This window comes from Rhizobium sp. BR 315, assembly GCF_050577975.1.
Classification (GTDB): domain Bacteria; phylum Pseudomonadota; class Alphaproteobacteria; order Rhizobiales; family Rhizobiaceae; genus Rhizobium; species Rhizobium miluonense.
Genome location: NZ_JARWKZ010000041.1, coordinates 33283 through 56711, shown reverse-complemented (window position 1 = coordinate 56711; position 23429 = coordinate 33283). Strand labels below are relative to the sequence as shown.

The following is a 23429-nucleotide window of genomic DNA, read 5'->3' as shown; positions in this document are numbered from 1 at the left end:
TGAAGCTCCTGTTCTTCGATCGGTCCGGTTTTGTGATGGTCCTGAAGCGATTGACCGAAGATCGGTTCAGATGGCCATGCCGGGAGACGGCGGTGGTGACGCTTTCGACTGAGCAGCTTCACTGAATTCTCGACGGCATCGATATCGACGCCATGGTGCGCAACCCTGTGCGGCAATATCAGATCGCCGGCTGACGACTCTGAACTTCTGCGGTTGACGCGGTGGTGCGGTTCAGATTCAAGAATCCGATGAATCGAACCGGCGAACCAAGCGTTGCAGAACTGATGGCGCAGTTGGCGGCAAATGCTGCCGAAATCGCCGCGCTGAAAGCTGAGGAAGAAGCGCTCAGCGCCCGCGTGGTCAAGCTCGAGGAAGAGTTGGAGCTGGCGCGGCTGCATCGTTTTGCGCCGAAGAGCGAAAAGCATGTTCTTCGATGAAGCCGAGCAGGTTGCCGATGAAGACGACGCCAGCGGAGAAGATGGCGAGGTCTCGACCTGCCGGAAACCGGTTTTGCGACGATCGAGAAACCGGAGGGCAAGAAGCGTGGCCGCAAGCCCCTGCCGGAACACCTGCCGCGCGAGCGTGTCGAGTATGACCTTGCCGACGACCAGAAGGCCTGCCCTTGCTGCCGTCATCAGATGCATCGCATGGGTGAGGCCGTCACCGAGCAGCTCCATATCGAGGTGAAGGCCAAGGTCCTGCAAAATGTGCGGTTCAAGTACGCCTGCCGCCATTGCGACCGGACCGGCATCAACACGCCTGTCGTTCTCGCGCCAATGCCCGCGCAGCCCTTGCCGGGCAGCATCGCCACGGCCTCGACGCTGGCATTTGCACTGGTCCACAAATATGTCGATGGCACACCGCCCTACCGTCTGGCGCAGGCCTTCGAGCGCGCCGGCGTTCCTGTCAGCCGTGGTGCTCTGGGTCACTGGGTGATCGGCTCGAGCGAGAGGCATCTCTCTCGCATCTATGACGCGCTGAAACGGCGGCTCAGATCGCAACCGCTGATCCATGGTGACGAGACGACGGTCCAGGTGCTGAAGGAAAAGGACAGGGGGGCCACCAGCACATCCTTCATGTGTTGGGGTGGACGGCCCCGAACGGCATCGAAATGTGCCAGAGTGAGGTTGTTAAGATCTCAAACGAAGGGAGCCGCCCATGGACAAGACTAAACGCAACTATTTTAGAAGTTGTAGCGGTTCGGCTCGGCGGCCAATCCCCTCTATCCGTCGGCACCTTCGCGTTTTCAGCCTTCGACCACTTGGCATTGAGGCGCATCTGCTCCTTCCTTACTCTTCAGAACGATCGTAGTGTCCCAGGGATCGCGCAGCGAAAGAGTGCTCTCGTTCCATTCGACGTAGATTCCTGAGGCTTCTGCCCGCTCGGCGATCCGTGGGAGTTCTTGTTTGTGCCGCACAATGATCTCGAAGGTTTCCAGACCTGTCATTTTCTGACGATGCCCTGCAAAGGATTGCCCGCCCCAGTTGTTGCAGGCAACTTGATGGTGGTAGCCACCCCGCGCGAAGAAGGATGCTCCCTGGAGTTGCAATGACACTTCAAAGCCAAGAACCTTGCCGAAAAAATGCTCGGCTTTGCCTGTTTGATCCACCCGAAGATGGACATGGCCGATAACGCTGCCCGAAGGCAGCCCCTGCCAGGAAGTCAGATTGGCTGCAGCCAATAGATCATTGATGTCGAGAGGAGTACTGGTCGTCAGGATCGTGCCATCCTGCGCCTGCCAATGCGCCATCGGGCGGTCAGCATAAATTTCAATGCCATTGCCCTCCGGGTCGGCAAGATAGATCGCCTCGTGCGTGTGGTGGTCCGAGGTGCCCTGCAGCGGCACCCGCTTTTCAATCGCATGAAGAAGCCATCGTGCAAGATCCCTGCTGCTCGGCAGAGCGAAAGCGACATGGTAAAGACGGGCGTTTCGTTGATCATGGGGAGCAAGGCTAGGGTCACCGGAAAGCCTGAGGAGTGCGAAGCCGTCCACGCCTAGGAGGGCTTGGCCCGGTCCGGTCGACAACACTTCAAGCCCGAGTGCCTCCTGATAGAAGGTTGAGACGAGTGGTAGATTTCGCACTTTAAGTGTAACCAGACCTATTTGAATGGGAGCAGTGTTGTGATCGAAGTAGTCGGTGCTGGCCATAGTTGCTACTGTCTCCTTTTTCCCGGGGCCGCCTGCATGGCCCCGCGCTTACGATCGTATTGGCGAGACTTCTGGCGCGGCGCGTGCAGCTTTGGGAAACGACATATAACTGTGAATACCCTTCAAAAAAATGAGTTAAATTTCGAGCATCTAGTTCAAAAAATTGGAATGACATGCACAAAAATAGCTTCACCACTCGGCGAGAGGGATAGTCACCATGGACGCCCTGACGATCGATCAATTCACGGTCTTCGTGACAGTTGTCGAGAAAGGCAGTTTCGCCGCCGCCGCACGACAGTTGTCCCGGGCGCAATCGGCGATCACCTACGCTATACAGAAGCTTGAGGAGCAAAGCGGGCTTGCACTCTTTGACCGGTCAACATACCGCCCAACGTTGACTGAGGCCGGAATTGCTTTGCTCCCCAGAGCTAGGCGCATCCTGCACGACATTGCGGACTGGCGCCAGCATGCCCACGGTATCGCTCAGGGGTTGGAGGCAGAAATCTCGCTCGTCATGGTACCTTACGCGACGGAGGTTCCTGTCGGCCGGATCCTTGGTGCGTTCAACACGCGCTTCCCGCGCGTTTGCGTCCATCTATCGACGGTCTCCTTTTCCGTTGCCATCGAAGCTCTATGCCAAGGTAGCGCCGATATCGGACTACTGACTGAGCATGAACCACTATCGAAGGAGTTGCAGCGGCATCAATGCGGATGGGTCGACCTTATTGCGGTTGCAGCACCCGGCCATCCACTAGGCAAGATCAGAGGAAAGTTGAATGCGGCGATGTTGCTTGACTGCACACAACTGGTATTGGGCACCGCGCTTGGAACGGATAAGGGGCGCGACTACGGGGTTCACGCGGTCAATCACTGGCGCGTTAGCGATATTCAAACGAAGCACAGACTGATCTTGGAAGGGGTCGGATGGGGATCTATGCCGAAGTCTGTTGTCGTAGACGATATTGCCGCAGGTCGACTAGTGGAATTGGAACTTGACCGTTGGGAGGGATCCGCCAGAATGCCTGGCTTTCCCCTCGTCATTGCACATCAGAATGGCCGTGCACTCGGACCGGCGGGTCGGTGGCTCATTGAGCAGTTCTCCGCCCAATAGTGCAGCAAACCACTGTTGCGGCCCTGCGCGTTGCCGCGTTTGCACACTTCTCGCTAAGATGAAGCGGTTCAGTGATTCATTCCGTGAGCTCGTTTATAGGTTTCTGAGGGTAGTTCGCCATATCGGCTGCGATATTCGGCTGCCATGCGTCCCATGTGGAGGAACCCCCACCTTAAGCCAACCTCCTTCAGTTCCATGCCGGGTTGACCACCTTTGAGATCCTGATGCATGGCCTCAAGCCTCAGATATCGCAGATAGGCCATCGGCGTCGTCATTTTAAATTGCCGAAAGCCCATCTGAAGGGCCCTCTCACTCACTCCGCTTACGGCGGCAATTTTATCAAGCGTCAAAGGCTCCGCAATGTTGGCGATCATGAACTCGATCGCTCTCTTCACGTGCCGTGGCATGGCCGGTGTGATACGTCCAAGCCACGGTGAAAAGCGATGCGGCTTTCGCCAGGCATCGCAGCAATGATCGACGATGTCGTCGTATGATTTGAACACGCGGTTTGATAGCCAGTTGTCGCGCATGAAATGCCAGAGGTTTTCGACCGGGTTCAGCTCCGGCGATTTCGGCGGCAAAGGCAGAATGGTGATGTTTTCGGGCACGACGAGATTGTTGGACATGTGCCAGCCTGCCTGATCCATGATGAGGATCGCGTGCGCGTCGTCATCGACGTGACGGGCGATTTCGGCCAGATGCTGGGTCATTGCGTAGGTGTCGCACCATGGCATGACCAGCGCCGCCGCCTTGCCGAGCTTCGGGCAGATTGCGCCGAAGATGTAGGCCGACCTTGTGCGCTGATCGTGCGGTGCTGAAGGCCGTGTTCCACGCTTGGCCCAACGGCGCGTGATCTTGTTCTTCTGCCCGATACGGGCCTCATCCTCGAACCAAATCTCTATGCGTTTTCCTCGGGCCGCTCCAGCGGCAATCTCTGCCACTGCGGCAGGGAACTTTTTTAAAATCCTCAATGGCTTGAGGGTTTTGAGCGTGATGCTTGGGCCGGACAGCCAGCTTGCGATAGCCCATGGTCAGGACTTCACGGCTCAGCGTTTGCTYGCTCACCGAAACACGAAACTCTTCCCAAAGCCATTGCGCCAGATCGCACAGACGCCAGCGAACAACGCCGTCGAGATAGGGTGTTGGCCCACGCTCGATGGCCTGCGCCAAGGCCGCACGCTGCTGATCGTTCAACCGCGACTGCTGACCAGGAGCTTTGCCATTGATCAGGCCTTGGGGGCCGCGCTCGTTGAAGCGCATGACCCAGTCCCGGACAATCTGGAGCGTCACATTGCCGAGGCGGGCGGCATCGGAACGCGAGCCTCCATCGTAGATCAAGGCCAGTGCCAACAAACGTCGTGCCTGAGCTGCGTCCTTCGTCTGCCGCGCCAGTCGCTGCAGGTCGGCCCCAGCAAAATCCGCCCGTAACGAAATCCCTGATCGCATCGCAGACCTCCGGTTTGCACCAGAGATTCAGATTCACCGCGCTTTGGGAAGGCCAAAGAGTCGAGGTCAGCGAGGCGGCGTATTACTTCCTGATTGCAGGTCCTTTACTGCAACCGCCGCCGATAATGTAGGCGGTGCATACGAAGTTCCAGGGCATGAGGGCTTCGTTTTCGGATGCTGGCCAGACTTGAGCAATACAGGTCAGGGTCTGGGAGAGACGTCTACAAACCTGTTCTGCCGCCAAACCGGGCGGGGTGAGAATGGAAAGGCGAAACCGAGCGCGTATGGCACTGATCCCCCTTTGAAAACCAAAGCCACCTGAATCTTCAAAATCAACCAATTCGAGTCAGAACCAAATTTGCACGCCGGAGCACATTAAGGCAGGCGGTCCGATGCACTGACATAATCGGGCCACCTCAGAACAACGGGATATCTCGACGTCGAAACAGCGAAAGGTAGCTATTTATCCGCAATTATTTGTCTAGCCGCTATGTCTGCAAGTATGGAAAGAGCCAGTGAGTTTGCCTCTCTTGCTGGCCCAAACATTCCAATCGGTGCCCTGATGCGCTCGAGCTCGGAGTCTTCCACCCCGTCATCTCGCAGTCGTTCCAGACGTTTCTGGTGTGTACGGGCACTCCCTAGAGCACCGATATAAAATGCGCTAGATCTTAAAGCAACGCGGAGGATTGGACGTTCACGCTCGAGATCATGGTGAAGCAAGACAACGGCGGTGAAGTTGTCAAGCAAGCCTTCTAAGTCGCGGCCGGCATCAACAATGGAAACGACATCATAAGAGCATGCTGCTGCAATCCGAGAAAGTGTTTCAGCTTCGATCCCGTTTCCAGACAGGGCGATCCGGCGCGACGGGACGTACTTAACTAGAAAACTTTCTCCGTCCCACCCAGATATGGCCGGCGGATCGGCAACCGTGAGGGTCTGGGAGCCCGGAGAGTAACTGAGTGCTGTCGGAACCCTTTTTGTGAGGCGCTCCAGAGTGCATTGTATCTCGCCCATTCCTCGCAGGAGGTGAATCGCAACTTTGATGCCGCCACCGCACGGTAGTACGATGTCAAAGTAGGGCGAACCTTCGCCAAGCGTTATCATACGGTCCCGACCTTGTGATATAGCCAGCATTGCTTCAAAAGCGACCGCTGCTTCCACACAACCGCCCGATATGTAGCCGCAAAAGCGGCCGTCTGAGGCAACGGCGATCTGGGACCCTAGCGACCGGGCGGAACCACCGCGGATTTCGATAAGCGTTGCTAGAGCAACGTCTCCTTCTCGCAGCCAAGAAGCCGCCAATGAGAGGATTTCGGCTGGATCGTCGGTCATGACTGCTCTAGTCGGTGACGTTAAGGGCAATTCATTCGAAGTCGTGAGCATAACGGTCCCTTACAAAACCAAACAATTTAGGTTCGCGAATCGAGTGTGTGCGACCTGGCGCAGCGTCGAGGAAGTGGCAGCCGCTCCCCTTATCGCTACCGTCTTGCGAGCGAGCGGACGGCGTACTTCTGTTAGCGCCGCAAGTGCTTATCGTGGCAATCTACCGGCGGGAACCGAGAAGCCTGATGAATGACGGGCGCTCTTCTGCATTTATGACTGTTAGTTTCGGTAGTTGCATCCGCGTCAGGCCTGGCAATCGATTGCGCAGTCGGACATGCAGTCTACCACACGCCTATATTCTCGTTCGCTTGATGTCTCGCACGCTCAATGAGGGGACAATACACGTCCCAGCGTCCCGTTGAAACAAAATTAATCACAATAGGAATTGTTAATTCGATAGGACGCGCCGCAGCTTCGTGATGTGGAATTTTCAAGCAGAAAGGTGGGTGATCGACCAAAACGGTGATAACGAGCCACACAAATCGATCTTGACGCATCGATATTCGATGCCAGTCGTAGGTGTAGGTGCGCACTCGCGCTTGTGGCGTCGGTAGCAACCGAGGGAGAATCTAAGTGGCGATTAAGGATCGTCGGAAACTGCGTTAAGCGATTATGGGGGGCAAAATTCGGCGATTTCTGTATTTCTGTGAATTCGGATAGGCTAACTGCGTAAGGGTGTTTTTTCTAGTCCCTGCAAGTTCGCCGTCATAAAGTCGATGAAGGTGCGGACCTTTGCTGAAAGGTATTTTCGGCTTGGGTAGACGGCGTGAAGCGTGCTGCTGAAGCCAAGCGCAAATGGAAGCACCGTCTCCAGCCGGCCGGCGACAATATCCTCGTCCACCATCCATTTCGGCAGGAACACCAGACCCATTCCCCGAAGGGCCGCGAGGTACAGGACGGTCTCGTTGTCGCTCAGCATCACATTGCGGAACGTGACGTTCTGCCGGCCTTCGGGCCCTTCCAGCGACATGCTCTCGCCCAGGTTGACGCCGCTGTAGCGAAGCATCGCGTGGCCATTGAGTTCGGCGATACTTCGCGGCCGTCCCGTTCGCTTCAGGTAATCAGGCGAGGCCAGCAGGATGAACTCGACATCGGCCAGCGGGCGGGCGACGAGGCCGGGATCCAGCCGATCGCGCGTGGTTGCCCGCAAGGCTAGGTCGAAGCCTTCGTCCACCAGATTGACGATCCGGCCGCTTAGATCCACGTCCAGGCAGACGTCGGGATAACGCCGTTTATATTCTGCCAGCATATCGGCAAAGTAGGCGCTTGCCGTCCATACCGGCGCGCTCAGCTTGAGTGTGCCCCGGGGCGCCACCATGACATTGCCGATGGCCGCCTCCACCTCGTCCAACCCTTCGAGCATCTGCCTGGTCTGATTGAAGTAGAGCCGTCCAGTTTCCGTCAGGCTGACACGGCGGCTAGTTCGGTTGAGCAGGCGCGTCCCCAGCCGGCTTTCGAGCTGTATCACATGTTTGCTCGCCATAGCCGGCGAGATGCCGAGGCGAGTGGCGGAAGAAGTAAAGCTTTTCAGTTCCGCAACGGTGCAGAACACCCGCAGGCTCGTCAACGTATCCATCGATCATCAACATCCAGGAAATAGTTCTTCAATAAATGTCACATTGATCAACGACTGAGAAAAAATCAAACTCTTCCTCAACAGGCGTCGTCGGAGGCTCGCTTTTCCAACGGCGCCACGAGCCGCGGCATTCACGGTATGTTGTGAAGGATAATCCGGTGACCGATTCTCGACTCCCGACTTATTTCATCAGCCATGGCGGCGGTCCCTGGCCATACATGACAGGCGAGTTCCGCCGTATGTTCGACGTGCTGGAGAAGTCGCTAATCGACATGCGCGCCGAACTCGGCGACAAGCCGAAGGCGATCCTGGTAGTTTCGGGCCACTGGGAGGAAAAGGGCTTTGCCATTCCTCGGGCGTGGAGCCCGGCATGGTCTACGACTACCACGGCTTTCCGGAGCACCTCTATCACATCACCTACAAAGCCCCGGGCTCGCCGGACCTCGCCAATCGCGTACAGCGGTTGCTGCGCGCAAGGGCTATCGAAGCGGCGCTTGATCCGACGCGCGGCTACGATCACGGCACCTTCAGCATCATGAAGCCACTCTATCCGGACGAGGATGTTCCGGTGGTCCAGCTTTCGCTGGATGCGGGCTACGATCCGGCACTGCACATCAATGTCGGCCGGGCGCTCGCTCCCCTTCGTGATGAAGGCGTCCTGATTATCGGTAGCGGTCTCAGCTATCACAACCTGTCGGCCATGCGCGGCACCTGGGGATACGAACCGTCCCGCCGTTTCGACGCCTGGCTCCAGGAGACGCTGGTCAATTCGCCATCCGACAAGCGCACCGAGCGGCTGATCGAATGGGAGTTGGCGCCCGCTGCCCGCGCGGCTCATCCGCGCGAGGACCACCTCATCCCGCTGATGGTGGTGGTCGGCGCCGCCGAGGACGAACCGGGCGCCACCACCTATCACCAGAAAGACTTCGGAGGCGGGCTCACCGCATCGAGCTTCCGCTTCGGACACGCCCCCTCAGCCCCGCAATCAAATGGAGACGCGCAATGACCAGCGAAACCTTCAAACCGGTCATCTACCTCAAGGAAAACTGCCCCTTCTGCCTCAAGGTCCGCCTGTTCCTTCTGGAAACGGGACTGGCCTCGGAAGTCGAAAGCCGCAATTTCGTGCCCGGCACGGAGCAGGAGGAAACGATCCGGGCGGAGCTTCAATCGCATCTCGACAAGGTGAGCTTTCCCGCCGCCCAGCTTGAGCCCGGCCGCTACATCGCAGAATCCGACGACATCATTGAATTTTTTGCCGCCAAGACGGGCCGCGATCCGGCCGGCATGACGGTCTACCGGAACTACGTCGATGGCGTGTTCGCAATTTCGATGAGGCTCTGGAAGGAAAACATGGAGCTCAAGAAGGCGGCTTCCGCCGCCTAATCGCTGACAAAAACTTCTTTGGAGAACCTCAATGACCAATATCAGCAAATGGGCGCCTTACGCCCTCACGGCCCTGCGCATCATGGCGGCCCTTCTGTTCCTCGAGCACGCAACGATGAAGTTGCTTCAGTTTCCGGGTCCTGTACAGGGCGTATCCTATCCGCTTCCGACCATCATGATCATCGCCGGTGTCATCGAGGTGATCACCTCGATCCTGATGATCGTCGGCTATCAGACCCGCATCGCGGCATTCATTGCTTCGGGCACAATGGCCATCGCCTACTTCATGGTCCACACGCCCTATGGCTTCTGGCCGTCCCTGAATATGGGCGAGCCGGCGATCCTGTACTGTTTTATCTTCCTCTTCATCGCCGCGAATGGCGGTGGCGCGTGGACGCTCGACAGCGCTCGTCGTTCCGCCATGGCCTGAGACGGCCGCCATCCGGAAACGCAGGGGCTTGGCTGCCGTCKGGCGGCGGGCCCCTCGCGCACACGAAACGATAGATGGAGCCACAAATGAAAGCCGCACTTCTCAAATCCTACGGTGATGTCGATCAGTTCGAAATCGGGGATATTCCGACACCGGCCCCCGGACCCGGCGAAGTCCTGATCAAGATCGAGGCATCCGCCGTCAATCCGTTCGACCTTATTCTCCGCCAGGGCTACATGGCCCAATTCATTCCGCTTCAACTGCCGGCAGTGCTCGGCGGCGWCGCCGCCGGCACCATCGCCGAACTTGGCGAAGGCGTGACCGGCTTCGTGGTCGGAGAGCGGGTTGTCGCCGACTTCGCGGCAAACGGCAAAGGGGCGCATGCAGAATTCGGAGTGGTTCCGGCCACATCCGTGGCGAAACTGCCGGCAGGCCTGAGTTTCGAGCAGGGTGCCTCGTTGGTGAAGGCAGGCCTTACCGGCCGGCAGACCGTCGAGGCGATCGACGTTAAGGCTGGAGACCGGGTCCTCGTTTCAGGCGGCCTTGGCACGGTCGGACGTTCCGCCATCCAATATCTCCAGGAGATCGGCGCAATGCCGGTTGCCGGCGTCAGGCCAGAACGGCTGCACGAAGGTCAGGAACTGGCTGGCGAGGTGCTCGATATCACGGTTCCCACCGCACGCCCGAGCTTCGACTATGCGATCAGCACCGCTGGCCCGGTGGCCGACCACCTCATCGGCAATGTTCGCGACGGCGGCAAGGTTGCGAGCATCGTTCCAGTACCCGAAGGCGCCAATGCCGGCAACCGGGTTACGATCTTTGAAATTTACCACCGCACCGACGCGGCCATGCTCGACACAGTGCTGGTCGCCGCCGTCAGCGGATCGCTGGTGATCCCGATTTCCAAGACCCTGACCTTGGATCAGATCGGTGCGGCCCATAACGCGGTGGCGGCAGGGGCTCGCGGAAAAGTCGTTCTCAGACACTGAGAAAGACCGACGCGGCTCCGCCTTGAATGCTCCCTCGATCCGCCAATTCTGGGCGGGTCGTTGGCGGGGGTGCCAGATCAACCTCTCGAAATGGGCCAGCCAGCCTATGCGGAGTGGCTACGCACCCGCGTCAGTCCTCGATTGTAGCCTACGCCAATCAACTTAGCTGGCCGGCGCCCGTAACCCCGCAGAGAGGAAGGCGACGAGGTTCTCGAGCATAGCCTCCTTACTGAGCGATGAGACCTTTCCTTCTGTCAGGTCGCCGATACGGCCTAGGTCGTTCAGCATGAACATGTAGGTGCCTACTAGGAACGCCATGCGTACGCTCAAAAGATCACGCGGTATGCCAGGCATCGCGGTTTGGAGAGCGTCAATGTATCGTCGAACAGAGGCGTCATAAACCTCACGGCGTAGGCGGAGAGCGTGCTCCTCTTGCTCGGCATGCAGACGGGCTTGCAGGCGTACAAAAGAAGCGCCGTTCTCGTTGCTGTACTTCATGTCCCACTGGGGCTGCAGATAGGCCTTTACGATTGCCTCGACAGCTGGGCGCTCAGCCTCTTCCAGCAATTTGTCGAGCAGAACATGTCGGGTACCCGACAATATACCCCCGCGCCGCCGGAAAACTTCGTCGAAAAGCGATTCCTTGTCTCCAAAATAATAGCGGATAAGCGCTTGATTTACCCCAGCATTCGCCGCTATTTCGCGCGTCTTCGCCCCAGAGTATCCCCGCTCCGCAAAAACAATCTCGGCGTGGTCCAGGATAGTCTCTTTAAGGTCACCATCATGCGAGGGGCGGCCAGGCCGGCGGCGCTGGTGGGGTTGTTTGCGCATGCACATTCCGTGTTTTTAAAAGCCTGATTCCGTTTCATGGAAACACACATGACCACAGGCTTACGCACTTAATTTAGGCGAGTGTGGAATTATCCGGAATCGTTAATCCCGTCAATGTAGGGCCAAATGTCGAATTTTCGATGCCTATCTTCTTCACCATTCTATTCGTATCCGTCGCGCGTTTAGAGAGGAACCAAATGTATTTACTATTGTGAATAATTTTGGCAAACTGCCACAAAAGACGATCTGCGACAAACGGGACCACACTCCGGAGGTGAAAAAAATGAAAGTCGATTTTACTGTTAATGGCAGCGCGCGTTCGGTCGATGTCGATCCGGCTACGCCACTGCTTTGGGTCGTTCGCGACTACCTCAAGCTTAAGGGCACGAAGTTCGGCTGCGGCGTCGGCGAGTGCGGTGCATGCACCGTTCATCTCAACGGCGAGGCCGTAAGAAGCTGCATAACTACCGTCGAAAGTGTTGCGGGGGGATCGGTGACTTCGATCGAAGGATTGAGCGCTGATCATTCCCATCCGGTTCAACAGGCATGGATCAAGCATGCCGTGCCGCAATGCGGCTATTGCCAGTCCGGCATGATCATGGCCGTATCCGATATTTTGGCCAAGAACCCCTCGCCGACAGACGAGGACATCGATAGGGAGCTCACCAATATCTGTCGGTGTGGCACTTATCCTCGCATCCGCGCGGCCATTCATGCCGCTGCAGCTATGCTGAAAGGAGCAGCTCAATGAGCGTCTCTGTCAATCGTCGCGCATTTCTACTTGGCACGGGAGCACTTGCAGGGGCGGTGCTCTTCCCGATTACCCGCTCAGGCGCGCAGTCAAGTACCGCGCCAGCAACCGAAGGGGTGGAAATACTATCCTGGATCGTCATCAACCCGGACAACACAGTGACCTACACGGTTCCGCAAACCGAAGTAGGGCAAGGCGTAACGACGACAATTCCGCAGATGCTTGCCGAAGAGTTGGATGCAGACTGGGAAAAGATGTCTGTGGCATTTTACGATCCCGCCATTAGCRAGGCTCGCGRCACGCCCTACGTCTGGACCACGACACTTGGAAGTTTGTCCGCACATTATCTCTTTGCACCCTCGCGGCTCGCGGCAGCGCAAGTGCGGGCCATGCTCCTTGAAGCGGCCGCAGAACGCCTTTCGGTCCCGACGGAAGAGCTGACGACTGGTGGGAATCAAGTGCACCATGGCAAGAGCGGCCGCAGCGTAAATTATGCCGACGTTGCCGCAGCAGCGGTTAAGCTGACCCCTCCGTTAGCTGAGAAGGTCGTATACAAATCGGTTGCCGATCGACGCTTCATTGGCAAGCCGATATCCCCCTTAAGTACTGTGCCTGCAACACGCGGAGAGATTGTTTACGGCATTGATATTGATTTGCCAGGTATGCGCTACGCCGCCGTGCAGCAATCCCCTGTCTTTGGCGGTAAGTTGGTGCGGGTCGACGACGAGGCACTGAAGGACTTGCCTGGTAATCCTCAGATCGTCCAAATTAAAGGCGGATTTGTCGGCTACAATTCGCCTGTACCGGATGGAGAGGACCCCGATCTCTGGGCGGCGGCGGTAAATATTGATGATACGGTCGCCGTTGTCGCTGATAGCTGGTGGGAAGCCAAATCCGCGCTGGAGTCATTGGAGATTGAGTGGGATGGCGGATCCCATGCTGGTTTGACGTCAGATAAGTTGAAGACAGCGCTTTCCACGCAGGCAAGTGGTGAGTTGCCTGTCTTGGTTGAGACGGGTGACGTCGGCAAAAGGATCAAAGAAGCTAAGCTATCACTGAAAGCTGAATATGTTTTTCCTTTCATGGATCCCGCGCCCTTAGAGCCGCTTAACTGCACAGTACTAATTGAGAAATCCAAAGCGACCGTGTGGGCCGGGAGCCAATATGCCGACGATGCGCATCGAATTGCGACTGAACTGACGGGCTTGGCGCCGGAGAACGTAAAGTTCAACCTGATGCAGTGCGGCGGCGGTTTTGGCCGACGTGTCCAGAACGACTTCGTTTATCAGGCAGTTCAGATCGGCAAAGCAATGTCAGGAACGCCGGTGAAAGTGCTTTGGAGTCGAGAGGAATGCATCAAGCACAGCACTTATACACCGCTTACAGTCGTGAAATTCGCAGGTGCGCTCGACGAAGATGGAAACATCGACACCTGGTCGTGCCGGATCGCTAGCGCACAGGCGGCGTTACAGTCCTATGGTGGAACGCATTTTCCGTTCTTCTTCCCTAACATGCATATTGCCTACCAACGCGACAAGACTACACCCATTCCGTTCGGATGGATGAGGGGGGTGGGGTTGACGCAGCACTTGTGGATGAACTTCGGCTTTCTCAACGAACTGGCGGTATTGGCACATAAGGACTCCGTTGATTTGTATAGGGCGTTGCTCGACCCATCCCTCATCCCGAAGGACCTTGAGCAGTACGACATCGCAGTCGCACGCTCAAAGACTCTGCGTCGGGTCCTCGATGCGGCTGCCGAGAAAGCTGGCTGGGGTGGGCGCGCAAAGAATGGCTCGGGCCGAGGCATAGCGGTGAGCGACACCGCTTATTACCTTGGTTACGAGTCGTCGTCGAAGGCGGCGGTGGTGGACGTAACGATCAAGGACGCCTCCGTCCGTGTAGATAAGGTCGCGATTACCATCGACGCTGGCACTATCATCAATCCGGATATTGTAAGGCAGCAGCTTGAAGGATGCATCTCGTACGCCTTGACGAACGCCTTCTATAGCGAGATCACCTTGGAGAACGGCCAGGTGCAGCAGAACAATTTTTATGATTACCCGATCCTTCGCATCGCTCAGGTGCCGGAGATCGAAATAAATCTGCTGCCAAGCGAGGGCTCGCCGCAGAGCGTTGGGGAGGATGCCGTTCCAATCACGATTGCCGCCTTGGTTAACGCCATCGCTGACGCTGGCGGACCGAGGATTAGGTCCCTACCGATCAAGGAACTGTCGTTAGTATAGAAACTCGGCGCGCCGACAGTTAAGAGCCGTTGCCCAGCGGCTCTTACAATCATAAGGAAGAACTCTTGAATTTTCACACCATAGTATTTTCTGCAGCGTCTGCACTCCTGCTTCCTACTGTATTGTGGGCTGCAGATCACCAAGTGGAAATGACAAACAAAGCGGCCGACGGAACAGTCATGGCGTTTGAACCAAGGGTTCTACACGTCCAGCCCGGCGACACAGTCACATTTATCCTGAAAGATAAGGGGCACAACAGCGCCTCTATCAAGAATGCCATTCCTGATGGGGCAATGCCATGGAATGGCAAGATCAACAATCAGATTTCAGTTAAGATTGATGTCCCTGGCGTGTACGTCTACCAGTGCACCCCGCACTTTGCGATGGGCATGATCGGCGCGATCGTTGCCGGAGAGCCAGCAAATTTGGAAGAAGTTAAGTCGCTAAAGTTCAATGGTAAGGCAAAGAAAATCGTGGAGCAAATTATTGCCTCGATCGAGGCAGAGAAATAAAGTTGATTTGCAGAATGTGACACGTTAACGCAAGATGAAATAGGGACCTTCTAGAGTGGGGCCCTTATGCCTGGGCTCCGTCAAGCACGGAGCCCAGGCATAAATATTAAGCGGTCGCCTTCATAAAGTGCCGAATTTCCCGGCCGACTCGGATTCCGCTCTCTATCGCACCGTCAATATACTCATGCCATCCGTCCGCAGTGGCAGAGCCAGCAAAGAATAGACGGTTCTCCGGTTTTGCCATGTCCTTGTATCTAGAGAACCAACCTTTCCTCATGGCGGGGTAGCTCGTGCGGGCGTACTCATCCATTGCCCAATTATATGGTAGCGCTTCAAGTACCTCGACGTCGCCGTGGATTTTGCGTATTTCGGCAGCAATCGCGTCAAAATTCTCGAGGTTAATCAACGATTGCCGGCCAATCGTGATCTTGAGGATCGTCCCAAGTTCATCATCATATGCGTAAGTTTGCACAGCGTTGAATGGGTTAGGGTCATCACAGAAAGTGAATGTGTTACCAAGGTTCTGGCGTACATGGACGTAAAGCTCCGCACCGTCAGCCATCTCGGCGTGTTCGATAAATGCGCGCTTTTCGGGTGGTAGTGGTGGTTCGAAACGAACATCTGCGTAAACTTTGGTCGGTAAGGTAAGCACGCATGTGAGCGCGCGAAACACCCTCTTATCCGCAAGAGTCACCGTGACACCGTTGTCCGTCTGCGCGACAGCTTCCACAGGCACACCAAACTCAGAGTCTGCGCGGCAGTCATCGAAAATCGCTTGGCAAAGTGCATTTGTGCCGCCTTGCACGTGGTATCGCTTTTCTGAGTCAGTGAAGGTTATCGTGTCCCAAGAGGCAAGCGCGTGGAACTTAACAAAACTCGGGTAACTAAGTTCAGTGGTTGGGGCGCCGCCATAAAGCGTTAACTCCGCATTCATGGAGGCTAGCTGCAACTCGTTCAACCCAAGGGATTCGAGATGATCACGGGCAGACACGCCGTCAAGATTGGAGACCTCGTGATTGTCCAAAGGCGAATACGGCCGCGGGAACAACTCTCGTGAGCGGCTGCAGAACTTCTCGAACGCGGTGGTATACTCCTCGTCAAAAGTTGCAGGCGGCACATCGATTTTTTGGCCGTCCGCGAATACCATGTAAGCCTTATCCAGGTCCGCTAAGGGAGCTTCTTTAAATCCGAAGCCGTAGCGCTGCATCTCAGCGAAAACGTGCGGTTGGCACCAATGCACGCCGGCACCGCCTATCTCGACGGGACGACCCAGGAAATTTACGACGTGCGTTCTGCCGCCAAGTCTGTGACGGGCTTCGATAATCAGCACCGACCTGCCCTGTGCCGACAGTTCCCGTGCCGCAACTAGACCGGAAAACCCGGCACCTACGACGATTGCATCATATATCTTTTCTGTCATGTGCTTTCTCCTGCGTCGACTTTTTTGAGTTAAGCTGCGTTGAGGATTTGTACGCGTGTGAATTCGTGAAAACCCTCCGGCCCGGCTTCCAGTCCAATTCCGGACTCCTTAGCTCCGGGAAAGGGAATATCCGGAGCGAGTGCCTGGTGTTGGTTGATCCAAACATTTCCCGATTCTAATCTCATGGCGAGTGCGCGCGCGCGCGTAAGATTGCTGGTCCAAATCGACGCACCGAGACCAAATGGACTCGCGTTGGCGCGGCTGATGGCGTCGTCATCATCGGTGAAGGAAATCAGCGGCGCCACTGGTCCGAATTGCTCCTCGTCCACCAGCCGCGAGCCGTCCGTAATGTCGCGAACGACCGTCGGCTCAATGAAGTATCCTGGTCTGTTGGCTACCCGTCCGCCAGCGATGATGATGCCATCTTTTTCCGCAATGGTGAGATACTCTTTGACTTTCTCGAACTGCTCGAGGTTCTGGAGAGGGCCAAGGTTGACGTCCTCGTCCAGGCCGCAGCCAAGTTTCAGCTTTTGCACAGCGATTGCGTACTTCGCGGCAAATTCATCATAAATCGAGCCTGCAACATATATGCGCTTGGCCGCGACGCAGACTTGGCCGGCATTAAGAAATGCCGCGGAGACCAACCCGGGGATGACTTGATCAATGTCTACATCGTCCAGGACAATTGCTGCATCGTTCCCACCGAGTTCGAGTGTTACCCGTTTTAGCGTGCCGGCAGCGCTAGCCATCACCTTTTTGCCCGTTGCTGTAGAGCCTGTGAACGAGATCTTTGCAACATCCGGGTGGTCGGTGAGTCTTGCGCCGAGATCGTTTCGATCGGAGATTACGTTGAAGACGCCGGGCGGAAAAATACCTTCGGCAAGTCGCCCCAGCTCTAGCGAGGTTAGCGGCGTCGTCGGCGCAGGTTTCAAAATCACGGTGTTTCCGGTGATCAGGGCGGCACCGAACTTATTGCTGGCGAGAAGCATCGGAAAATTCCACGGCGTAACGCAAGCGATCACACCCAACGGAACGCGGTGCAGTTCATATTTGCCCCGCGTATGGCTGCGTATTTCCGGTGAGGTCTCGTACGTTGCGAAATAGCGGATGCCGCGGATCGTCGCGCCGACCTCATACGTCGCCTCCGCCAGAGGTTTACCTTGCTCACGCGTAAGAAGCCGCGCAAAGTAGTCGACCTCCTGCTCTAGCCTGTCCGCCAGTAGAAGTAAGCAGGCGCGGCGGGTCTCTAACGATGTTGCGGCCCAATCAGGAAAGGCGTTCTTTGCTGATCTCACAGCCTCTTCGAGTTGTGTGGTGCTGGCGTAGGGTGCTGTCGCAAACATTTCGGCAGTGGACGGGTCGATGACCGGCATTTCTCCGGTACCCGGCACTAGACGGCCGTTTATTAGCATGTTGAAGTTTGTCACCTTTCTTTCCTCCTATTGGACTTTTTGGCGGGCTTATAGATGGGCAGGCGTACCGATCAGCTGGAGCAAGCCCGTTTTGACGAGACTGCATCTCGAAAGACTTTGATCTATTGGCAGCCCTTTGCAGGTACGCACCAAAATGGAGCTGAATTAGTCGCCGCTAACTTGGACGACACAGGCGGCTCGTGATCTTGTTTCTAGCGGACTGCGGCCAGAGCATTGACAAAACTGATCGCTGGCGTCCGATGGGCCGGGCGCTCCTCGGGGCTAACACGCTGCTAGTTCATGGCTCGCGCGACCGTGGCAGGTATGCGACGGCTGTGGTCTCCACACGAATTGCTGGGCTTATAAAACCGACCACCTGCATGCCAACAACCGAGGGGCCTTGTTGCCCATAGAATGCTTGCCGATGGGGAAAGAGCTGTTCAGTATATTCTTTCGCGCCAACATTGTAAAATATTACTTCACTTACGATATCCTGAGGCGTCCCACCAAATTCCCGCAGCACTTCTCCGAGTATCTCATATATACGTTTCATCTGAGAACCGGCGTCCTCGGCAAATAGTTCATTCCCTGCGTTATCGGTGGCTGTCAAACCGCCGATGAATACATAGTCGCCCGCCCTTACGGCAAGGGACATGCTATAACCGTTCTCCATCTCGGGTATTCTGTGGAAAAATTGCGGCTTCATATTTCTGACCTCCTCTTGGCTCTCACGCACAACGCGCGTATTTCACGCTCTTCGCCGACATGAAAGACAGCGCCCCCTCCAAATCTCGGCTCCGAACTGTGCGCCTAACACTTCCTCCAGTGCAAAAAGGATCACCGTCCATGCAAATGGGCGTTCGGATTGGAGAATAGCCTCGCGGATGCCGCTTAAGCAGCCACTCTCGCGCCGCCACTCCCCAACAAGGTGGGTTCGAACGTAATTATTCAAGGGTATATTAAGTTGAAATGCGTGGCAAGTGTCATCAAGGCACCGCGGCTTTCGGTGGCCCGAGTGGCGACTCCATGCCGCGGCCCTATCACCCGCGGCGAAATCACATAGCCAGACAAACATGAGTTGAAAACAATACGTTACGTGAGAAGAGCGGTAAACTAGAGCTTAAGGCGCAGGCAGTGGGTTTGGTAAGCGTCGAGTCCCTCATGGGCCCAAACCACTTTTGACTTGTAATTCTTTCTTTGAATAATTAATGTGGTGAAACCTACTCGAAACAAGGGGCCTGCAAATGAAGCGCTTTCGTATTGGTCAGATCGTTCCAAGCTCCAACATTACGATGGAAACCGAGATACCCGCGTTGTTGCGAGCCAGAGAGCTCGTATCGCCTGAGCGTTTCACGTTCCACTCGTCTCGCATGCGGATGAAGCATGTAACCGCCGAGGAATTGAAGGCCATGGACAGGGACAGCGACCGGTGTGCGCTCGAACTGTCGGATGCGCGCGTCGACGTGATGGGTTACGCCTGTCTGGTAGCAATCATGGCAATGGGGCATGGCTATCATCGCCAGTCGCAGGAGCGCCTGCACAAGGCAACGGTCGACAACGGCAATCCGGCGCCGGTGGTGACGTCGGCCGGAGCGCTGGTCGAGGGCATCAAGGCGATTGGCGCGAAGAAGATCGCGCTCGTCGCGCCTTACATGAAGCCGCTCACTGAGCTCGTCGTGGACTACATCCGCAACGAAGGCATCGAGGTCAGCGTATGGCGCGCGCTCGAAATTTCCGACAACCTCGCGGTGGCCGCACACGATCCGATGAAGCTGCCCGGCATCGTCCGTTCGATGGACACGAGCGATGTCGATGCCATCGTGCTGTCCGCCTGCGTTCAGATGCCCTCGCTTGCGGCTGTTTCCGAAGCGGAAGCGGTGACTCGTAAACCGGTCTTGACGGCGGCGATCGCCACCACGTGGTCGCTGTTGAAGGCGCTCGACCTCGAGACGCGCATTCCGGGTGGCGGCACGCTGCTTTCCGGTGCCTATTAAGGGGAGGGCGCATTGGCTCGGGGATACAACGTTAACGCAAACGGCATTCGCCAGCACTTGCTCCACTATGAGGGGCCGGGACCGCAGGTGCTGCTCATTCCTGGCATCACGTCGCCGGCCATCACTTGGGGCTTTGTGGCCGAACGGCTGGCCGCAAGGTTCGACGTGCATGTGCTTGACGTGCGTGGGCGTGGCTTGTCACAAGGCGGTGCGCTCGACTTCTCGCTCGATGCCATGGCAGAGGACGCCGTTCGGGTCGCTGAAGCGGCGAGCCTCGACCGACCGATCCTGCTCGGGCATTCGATGGGCGCGCGAACCGGGATACGTGCCGCTCGCATGTGTCCGTCGGCCTTCTCGGGGCTGGTTCTGGTCGATCCACCCGTCAGTGGGCCAGGCCGACGGGGTTATCCGGCATCATGGAGCTGGTACGAGGACTCGATCCTGCTCGCCCAGCGCGGCTGCTCGCCGGAGGAGATGAAACATTTCTGTCCGAGCTGGAGCGAAGAACAGCTCGCCCTTCGTGCCGAGTGGCTGCACACCTGCCAACTGGACGCGATCCGCACCGCCTTCGACGGATTTCACTCCGATGACATCCACGCCGATCTGCCTGCGCTCCGCCTACCGATGCGCCTGGTGGTAGCAGGCGGTGCAGCGGTTATAGAGCCGGCCGATGTCGAGGAGATCAAGCGCCTCGTACCGGCAGTCGAGGTGCGAACGGTCGAGCGCGCGGGGCACATGATCCCGTGGGACGACCTGGAGGGCTTTCTCGCCGCAGTCATGGACTTTGCACCATAGTTTTCAAAAAAAAGGGATTCTGAGCAATGGACCACACGAGTTTCACCGAAATCTGCCTCCACCAGTTGAAGATGTCCGGCGTGCGCGACGGCGAGCGCCTTGTCGTGCTCACGCAGGGCAATGAACGACTGGACTATGCAAATGCGTTTCTTGCCGCTGGCCAACGTCTTGGCGCGAACATGTACCACATGCGCCTGCCGGCGCCCTTGCCGACGGGTGGCTGGAATGTTGGCGTCACCGGCCTTGCCGCGATGCCAGATGCCGTTGAGGCCCTCAAGAACTGCGACATGTTGATCGACTGCATCTTCCTGCTGTTCTCACCGGAGCAGATGGCGATCCAGGCCGCCGGTACGCGCGTGTTGACAGCGGTTGAGCCGCCTGAACTTCTGGCTCGCATGCTTCCTTACAAGGAACTGCGGGAGAAGGTGGAAATTGGTGGCGAGATCCTCTCGAGAGCCAAGGTTATGCGGATCACGTCGCAGCACGGGACCGACGTTACATACAAGCTGAACACCTATCCCACGATCACGGAGTACGCGTGCACGGACCAACCAGGCCGGTGGGACCACTGGCCGTCTGGCTTTGTCTTCACCGGCGGCGACGACGATGGCGTCGACGGCCAGATCGTAGTCGCGCCGGGCGATATCTTATTGCCGCAAAACACCTATGTGCGTGAGCCCATCATTTACACAATCGAGAAGGGCTGGATCACCGACATCCGTGGCGGCCTCGATGCCGAAATCGTCAAGTCTTACATGCAGTCTTTCGCGGATCCGAAAGGTTACGGCATGAGCCATGTCGGCTGGGGCATGAACCCCCAGGCAAAATGGCATAACTTCGTGCCGGGCGCCTTTCCAGGCGGCATGGGCATGGAGCCGCGTTCGTTCTACGGAAACGTTATGTTCTCGACCGGCCCTAATAACGAGCTTGGCGGTCCAAACGACACACACTGCCACCTCGACATCCCGATGCGCAACTGCTCGCTCTTCCTTGATGACGCACCGATCGTCATCGATGGGGATATCGTCGTGCCGGACATGAAAATGGAACGATAAAGATCAAGTCCGAGATGCACCTCAAAATGCGGTGCATCTCGGACACAGTAGGAGACGCGCGATGTCGCAGGAAGAAGTATACGAAGCGGCTGGTTTCGGCCGACCAGTGGAGCGGGGTTCGCGTCCCGCGATTGTGATTGTCGATTTCACGTACGGGTTCACCGATAAACAGTACCCAACTGCGGCTGATATGAGCACCGAGATCGCGATGACGCGCCGTATAGCGGATGTTGCGCGCGACGCTGGATATCTCGTGATTTTTACTACAATCTCATATCATCCAAGTGAGGTGGGTAACGTTGCCTGGCTCAGGAAGGCGTCGGGTATGTCGGCGTTGCTTGAGGGCAGCCGTCTGGTCGAGATCGATGAAACTACCGGGGTTCGACCGGAAGATCTGATCTTAACTAAGAAAGGTGCCTCGGCATTTCACGGCACTTCACTTGCCTCGCTACTGACGGCTGCATGTGTCGATACCGTCGTAGTAACGGGGGCAACGACGTCAGGATGCGTGCGGGCAACGGTCGTTGACGCTGTTCAATCCGGCTTCAACGTTCTGGTGCCGCGCGACTGTTGCGCCGATCGGGCGCAGTCACCGCATGATGCAAGTCTGTACGATATTCAGCAAAAATACGCCGATGTGACCGATGCTGTCGACGTCTTGAATTGGCTGGGCTCTCTACGAACGCATCGCTAGATCGCCGCACCCGCTATGCAATGAATGTGCGCCGTACAAAACACCTATTAGGGCTAAAATGATCTGAAATGGCGCGATAGGGTGTATGCTTAAACGCTAAAATGAGAGGTGTTACACGCACTGTGGACGCCTTGATGACAAAAAACGTTCCGGGAACGCAGCAAATTGGGTGGAATATGATCGAAATCAAAGATGTGAGCAAGGTCTACGGGGTGGGGGCAGGCGCCTACACAGCATTGGATAGTGTATCCCTGACGATCCGAAAAAACGAATTTTTCACACTTCTTGGACCGTCTGGCTGTGGGAAAACGACGCTACTTCGTATGATCGCCGGCTTTGACTTCGCTACGAGCGGTACATTGACGCTCGACGGGGAGAATCTGATCAACAAACCCCCGTATCTACGACCTGTAAACACTGTATTCCAATCCTATGCCCTCTTCCCGCACATGACCTGCGCGCAGAACATTGCTTTCGGACTGCGAATGCTGCGTAAGCCAAAGGATGAGATTGCTAGAACTGTCGCGGAAATGTTGGAACTTGTGCAGATGACCCGCATGGCCGACCGGTTGACTAACCAGTTATCTGGCGGGCAGCAGCAGCGCATCGCTCTGGCCCGTGCCCTGGCTCCCCACCCGAAGGTTCTGCTTTTGGACGAGCCCTTATCCGCGCTGGACTTCAAGCTACGCAAGGAAATGCAGATCGAACTCAAGCGCCTGCAAACGCAAACCGGCATTACTTTCGTTTTCGTCACCCATGACCAGGAAGAGGCGCTGACGATGTCGGACCGTATTGCGGTTATGAGTGCCGGTAAGGTCCGGCAGATCGGCCTGCCACGAGAAATATATGATCAACCGGCAGATCGCTTCGTTGCCGATTTCATAGGCGAAACCAACTTCCTTCCAGTCAATTTATCTTCTGTTGACGGTAGGGACGCCTGTATCGAATTCGAACCAGGTATACGATTGCGAGCGCGAGCACCGAAGGATGGGTCACGCGCTGGCCCGGTAACGCTGGCGGTGCGGCCAGAACATGCTGAGATCGTCCCGGCTGGGGCTGGTCATCTCGACGGCGAGTTGATGAACATTGTCTATTTTGGCACTGGTACCGCATATCACGTCCGCGTGCGCGAAGGCGGAGTTTTTGTCACGCGAACGCAAAATGCAGACTCGTCGACCGAAGCTATTTCTGTTGGCGATCGCGTCGGCATCCGCTTGCGTGACGGCGCGGCCCAGATTCTGGGAGACTAACC

At 56.7% G+C, this 23429-nt stretch carries 20 protein-coding genes and 4 pseudogenes; 14 read left to right on the top strand and 10 right to left on the bottom strand.

Features of this window, described 5'->3' with window-relative positions:
* Positions 1–398: pseudogene (locus QD409_RS27225) on the bottom strand (hypothetical protein); the annotation flags it as partial.
* Between QD409_RS27225 and QD409_RS27220 the strand changes: the two are divergent.
* Positions 285–1094: pseudogene (locus QD409_RS27220) on the top strand (IS66 family transposase); the annotation flags it as partial. The pseudogenes QD409_RS27225 and QD409_RS27220 overlap by 114 nt on opposite strands.
* A gap of 152 nt (positions 1095–1246) precedes the next feature.
* Here QD409_RS27220 and QD409_RS27215 read toward each other — a convergent pair.
* On the bottom strand, positions 1247–2149 hold the full coding sequence (locus QD409_RS27215) for a VOC family protein (protein ID WP_427142560.1): 903 nt from the start codon (positions 2147–2149) through the stop codon (positions 1247–1249).
* A gap of 217 nt (positions 2150–2366) precedes the next feature.
* Between QD409_RS27215 and QD409_RS27210 the strand changes: the two genes are divergently transcribed.
* Positions 2367–3260 carry a LysR family transcriptional regulator gene (locus tag QD409_RS27210; protein ID WP_430764136.1) on the top strand — a complete coding sequence of 298 codons (894 nt, stop codon included), beginning with the start codon at positions 2367–2369 and terminating at the stop codon, positions 3258–3260.
* Positions 3261–3328: 68 nt separating this feature from the next.
* Here the strand turns inward: QD409_RS27210 and QD409_RS27205 are convergent, their stop codons facing one another.
* The 4 genes and pseudogenes from QD409_RS27205 to QD409_RS27190 all read right to left on the bottom strand — a co-directional run bounded on the left by QD409_RS27205 (position 3329) and on the right by QD409_RS27190 (position 7665).
* On the bottom strand, positions 3329–3634 hold the full coding sequence (locus QD409_RS27205) for a helix-turn-helix transcriptional regulator (RefSeq protein ID WP_427142558.1): 306 nt from the start codon (positions 3632–3634) through the stop codon (positions 3329–3331).
* 75 nt (positions 3635–3709) lie between these two features.
* Positions 3710–4706 (bottom strand): annotated as a pseudogene (locus QD409_RS27200) (IS630 family transposase); the annotation flags it as partial.
* A gap of 459 nt (positions 4707–5165) precedes the next feature.
* Entirely contained in the window at positions 5166–6038 is an 873-nt protein-coding gene (locus tag QD409_RS27195) for an XdhC family protein (RefSeq protein WP_243016886.1), read from the bottom strand.
* Between the two features lie 712 nt (positions 6039–6750).
* On the bottom strand, positions 6751–7665 hold the full coding sequence (locus QD409_RS27190) for a LysR family transcriptional regulator (RefSeq protein ID WP_035209847.1): 915 nt from the start codon (positions 7663–7665) through the stop codon (positions 6751–6753).
* A gap of 158 nt (positions 7666–7823) precedes the next feature.
* Here QD409_RS27190 and QD409_RS27185 point away from each other — a divergent pair.
* From QD409_RS27185 to QD409_RS27170, 4 genes and pseudogenes are all read left to right on the top strand, one after another.
* A pseudogene (locus tag QD409_RS27185) lies at positions 7824–8671 on the top strand (DODA-type extradiol aromatic ring-opening family dioxygenase).
* Positions 8668–9048, top strand: coding sequence for a glutathione S-transferase N-terminal domain-containing protein (locus tag QD409_RS27180; protein WP_024900007.1), 381 nt, complete (start codon positions 8668–8670; stop codon positions 9046–9048). Before QD409_RS27185 ends, QD409_RS27180 begins: the two are co-directional and overlap by 4 nt.
* 31 nt (positions 9049–9079) lie before the next feature.
* Positions 9080–9478, top strand: a complete 399-nt coding sequence (locus QD409_RS27175) for a DoxX family protein (protein WP_024900006.1) — start codon at positions 9080–9082, stop codon at positions 9476–9478.
* Between the two features lie 86 nt (positions 9479–9564).
* Positions 9565–10467, top strand: coding sequence for an NADP-dependent oxidoreductase (locus QD409_RS27170; protein WP_430764135.1), 903 nt, complete (start codon positions 9565–9567; stop codon positions 10465–10467).
* Between the two features lie 162 nt (positions 10468–10629).
* Here the strand turns inward: QD409_RS27170 and QD409_RS27165 are convergent, their stop codons facing one another.
* On the bottom strand, positions 10630–11298 hold the full coding sequence (locus tag QD409_RS27165) for a TetR/AcrR family transcriptional regulator (protein WP_145926109.1): 669 nt from the start codon (positions 11296–11298) through the stop codon (positions 10630–10632).
* 283 nt (positions 11299–11581) lie between these two features.
* Between QD409_RS27165 and QD409_RS27160 the strand changes: the two genes are divergently transcribed.
* From QD409_RS27160 to QD409_RS27150, 3 genes are all read left to right on the top strand, one after another.
* Positions 11582–12049 (top strand): (2Fe-2S)-binding protein, encoded by a 468-nt coding sequence (locus tag QD409_RS27160; protein ID WP_024900002.1) that lies wholly within the window; start codon positions 11582–11584, stop codon positions 12047–12049.
* Positions 12046–14295, top strand: coding sequence for a nicotine dehydrogenase subunit alpha NdhA (gene ndhA, locus QD409_RS27155; protein ID WP_430764134.1), 2250 nt, complete (start codon positions 12046–12048; stop codon positions 14293–14295). Before QD409_RS27160 ends, ndhA begins: the two co-directional genes overlap by 4 nt.
* A gap of 80 nt (positions 14296–14375) precedes the next feature.
* Positions 14376–14807, top strand: a complete 432-nt coding sequence (locus tag QD409_RS27150; RefSeq protein WP_051514968.1) for a pseudoazurin — start codon at positions 14376–14378, stop codon at positions 14805–14807.
* 106 nt (positions 14808–14913) lie between these two features.
* On the opposite strand, the gene QD409_RS27145 is transcribed toward QD409_RS27150, so the two are convergent.
* From QD409_RS27145 to QD409_RS27135, 3 genes are all read right to left on the bottom strand, one after another.
* Entirely contained in the window at positions 14914–16227 is a 1314-nt protein-coding gene (locus tag QD409_RS27145) for a flavin monoamine oxidase family protein (protein WP_064334256.1), read from the bottom strand.
* Positions 16228–16256: 29 nt separating this feature from the next.
* Positions 16257–17654 carry an aldehyde dehydrogenase family protein gene (locus QD409_RS27140; protein WP_024899997.1) on the bottom strand — a complete coding sequence of 466 codons (1398 nt, stop codon included), beginning with the start codon at positions 17652–17654 and terminating at the stop codon, positions 16257–16259.
* A 283-nt stretch (positions 17655–17937) separates the two neighbouring features.
* On the bottom strand, positions 17938–18345 hold the full coding sequence (locus QD409_RS27135; RefSeq protein WP_024899996.1) for a Rid family hydrolase: 408 nt from the start codon (positions 18343–18345) through the stop codon (positions 17938–17940).
* A 586-nt stretch (positions 18346–18931) separates the two neighbouring features.
* On the opposite strand from QD409_RS27135, the gene QD409_RS27130 reads away from it, so the two are divergent.
* From QD409_RS27130 to QD409_RS27110, 5 genes are all read left to right on the top strand, one after another.
* Complete coding sequence (locus QD409_RS27130; RefSeq protein WP_145926120.1) at positions 18932–19633, top strand: maleate cis-trans isomerase family protein; 702 nt, start codon at positions 18932–18934, stop codon at positions 19631–19633.
* Positions 19634–19645: 12 nt separating this feature from the next.
* Entirely contained in the window at positions 19646–20428 is a 783-nt protein-coding gene (locus QD409_RS27125) for an alpha/beta fold hydrolase (protein WP_430764133.1), read from the top strand.
* A gap of 26 nt (positions 20429–20454) precedes the next feature.
* Positions 20455–21483, top strand: coding sequence for a leucyl aminopeptidase (locus tag QD409_RS27120; RefSeq protein ID WP_024899993.1), 1029 nt, complete (start codon positions 20455–20457; stop codon positions 21481–21483).
* Positions 21484–21544: 61 nt separating this feature from the next.
* Positions 21545–22177, top strand: a complete 633-nt coding sequence (locus QD409_RS27115; protein ID WP_024899992.1) for an isochorismatase family protein — start codon at positions 21545–21547, stop codon at positions 22175–22177.
* A gap of 134 nt (positions 22178–22311) precedes the next feature.
* A complete protein-coding gene (locus QD409_RS27110) occupies positions 22312–23427 on the top strand; it encodes an ABC transporter ATP-binding protein (protein ID WP_243016884.1) in 1116 nt (371 codons plus the stop codon).
* Positions 23428–23429 lie beyond the last annotated feature (2 nt).

Bases quoted from the DNA above. Each gene is read 5' to 3' on its own strand.
- QD409_RS27215 (WP_427142560.1), bottom strand. From the start codon at position 2,149: ATGGCCAGCACCGACTACTTCGATCACAACACTGCTCCCATTCAAATA.
- QD409_RS27210 (WP_430764136.1), top strand. From the start codon at position 2,367: ATGGACGCCCTGACGATCGATCAATTCACGGTCTTCGTGACAGTTGTC.
- QD409_RS27205 (WP_427142558.1), bottom strand. From the start codon at position 3,634: ATGATCGCCAACATTGCGGAGCCTTTGACGCTTGATAAAATTGCCGCC.
- QD409_RS27195 (WP_243016886.1), bottom strand. From the start codon at position 6,038: ATGACCGACGATCCAGCCGAAATCCTCTCATTGGCGGCTTCTTGGCTG.
- QD409_RS27190 (WP_035209847.1), bottom strand. From the start codon at position 7,665: ATGGATACGTTGACGAGCCTGCGGGTGTTCTGCACCGTTGCGGAACTG.
- QD409_RS27180 (WP_024900007.1), top strand. From the start codon at position 8,668: ATGACCAGCGAAACCTTCAAACCGGTCATCTACCTCAAGGAAAACTGC.
- QD409_RS27175 (WP_024900006.1), top strand. From the start codon at position 9,080: ATGACCAATATCAGCAAATGGGCGCCTTACGCCCTCACGGCCCTGCGC.
- QD409_RS27165 (WP_145926109.1), bottom strand. From the start codon at position 11,298: ATGCGCAAACAACCCCACCAGCGCCGCCGGCCTGGCCGCCCCTCGCAT.
- QD409_RS27160 (WP_024900002.1), top strand. From the start codon at position 11,582: ATGAAAGTCGATTTTACTGTTAATGGCAGCGCGCGTTCGGTCGATGTC.
- QD409_RS27145 (WP_064334256.1), bottom strand. From the start codon at position 16,227: ATGACAGAAAAGATATATGATGCAATCGTCGTAGGTGCCGGGTTTTCC.
- QD409_RS27135 (WP_024899996.1), bottom strand. From the start codon at position 18,345: ATGAAGCCGCAATTTTTCCACAGAATACCCGAGATGGAGAACGGTTAT.
- QD409_RS27130 (WP_145926120.1), top strand. From the start codon at position 18,932: ATGGAAACCGAGATACCCGCGTTGTTGCGAGCCAGAGAGCTCGTATCG.
- QD409_RS27120 (WP_024899993.1), top strand. From the start codon at position 20,455: ATGGACCACACGAGTTTCACCGAAATCTGCCTCCACCAGTTGAAGATG.
- QD409_RS27115 (WP_024899992.1), top strand. From the start codon at position 21,545: ATGTCGCAGGAAGAAGTATACGAAGCGGCTGGTTTCGGCCGACCAGTG.
- QD409_RS27110 (WP_243016884.1), top strand. From the start codon at position 22,312: ATGACAAAAAACGTTCCGGGAACGCAGCAAATTGGGTGGAATATGATC.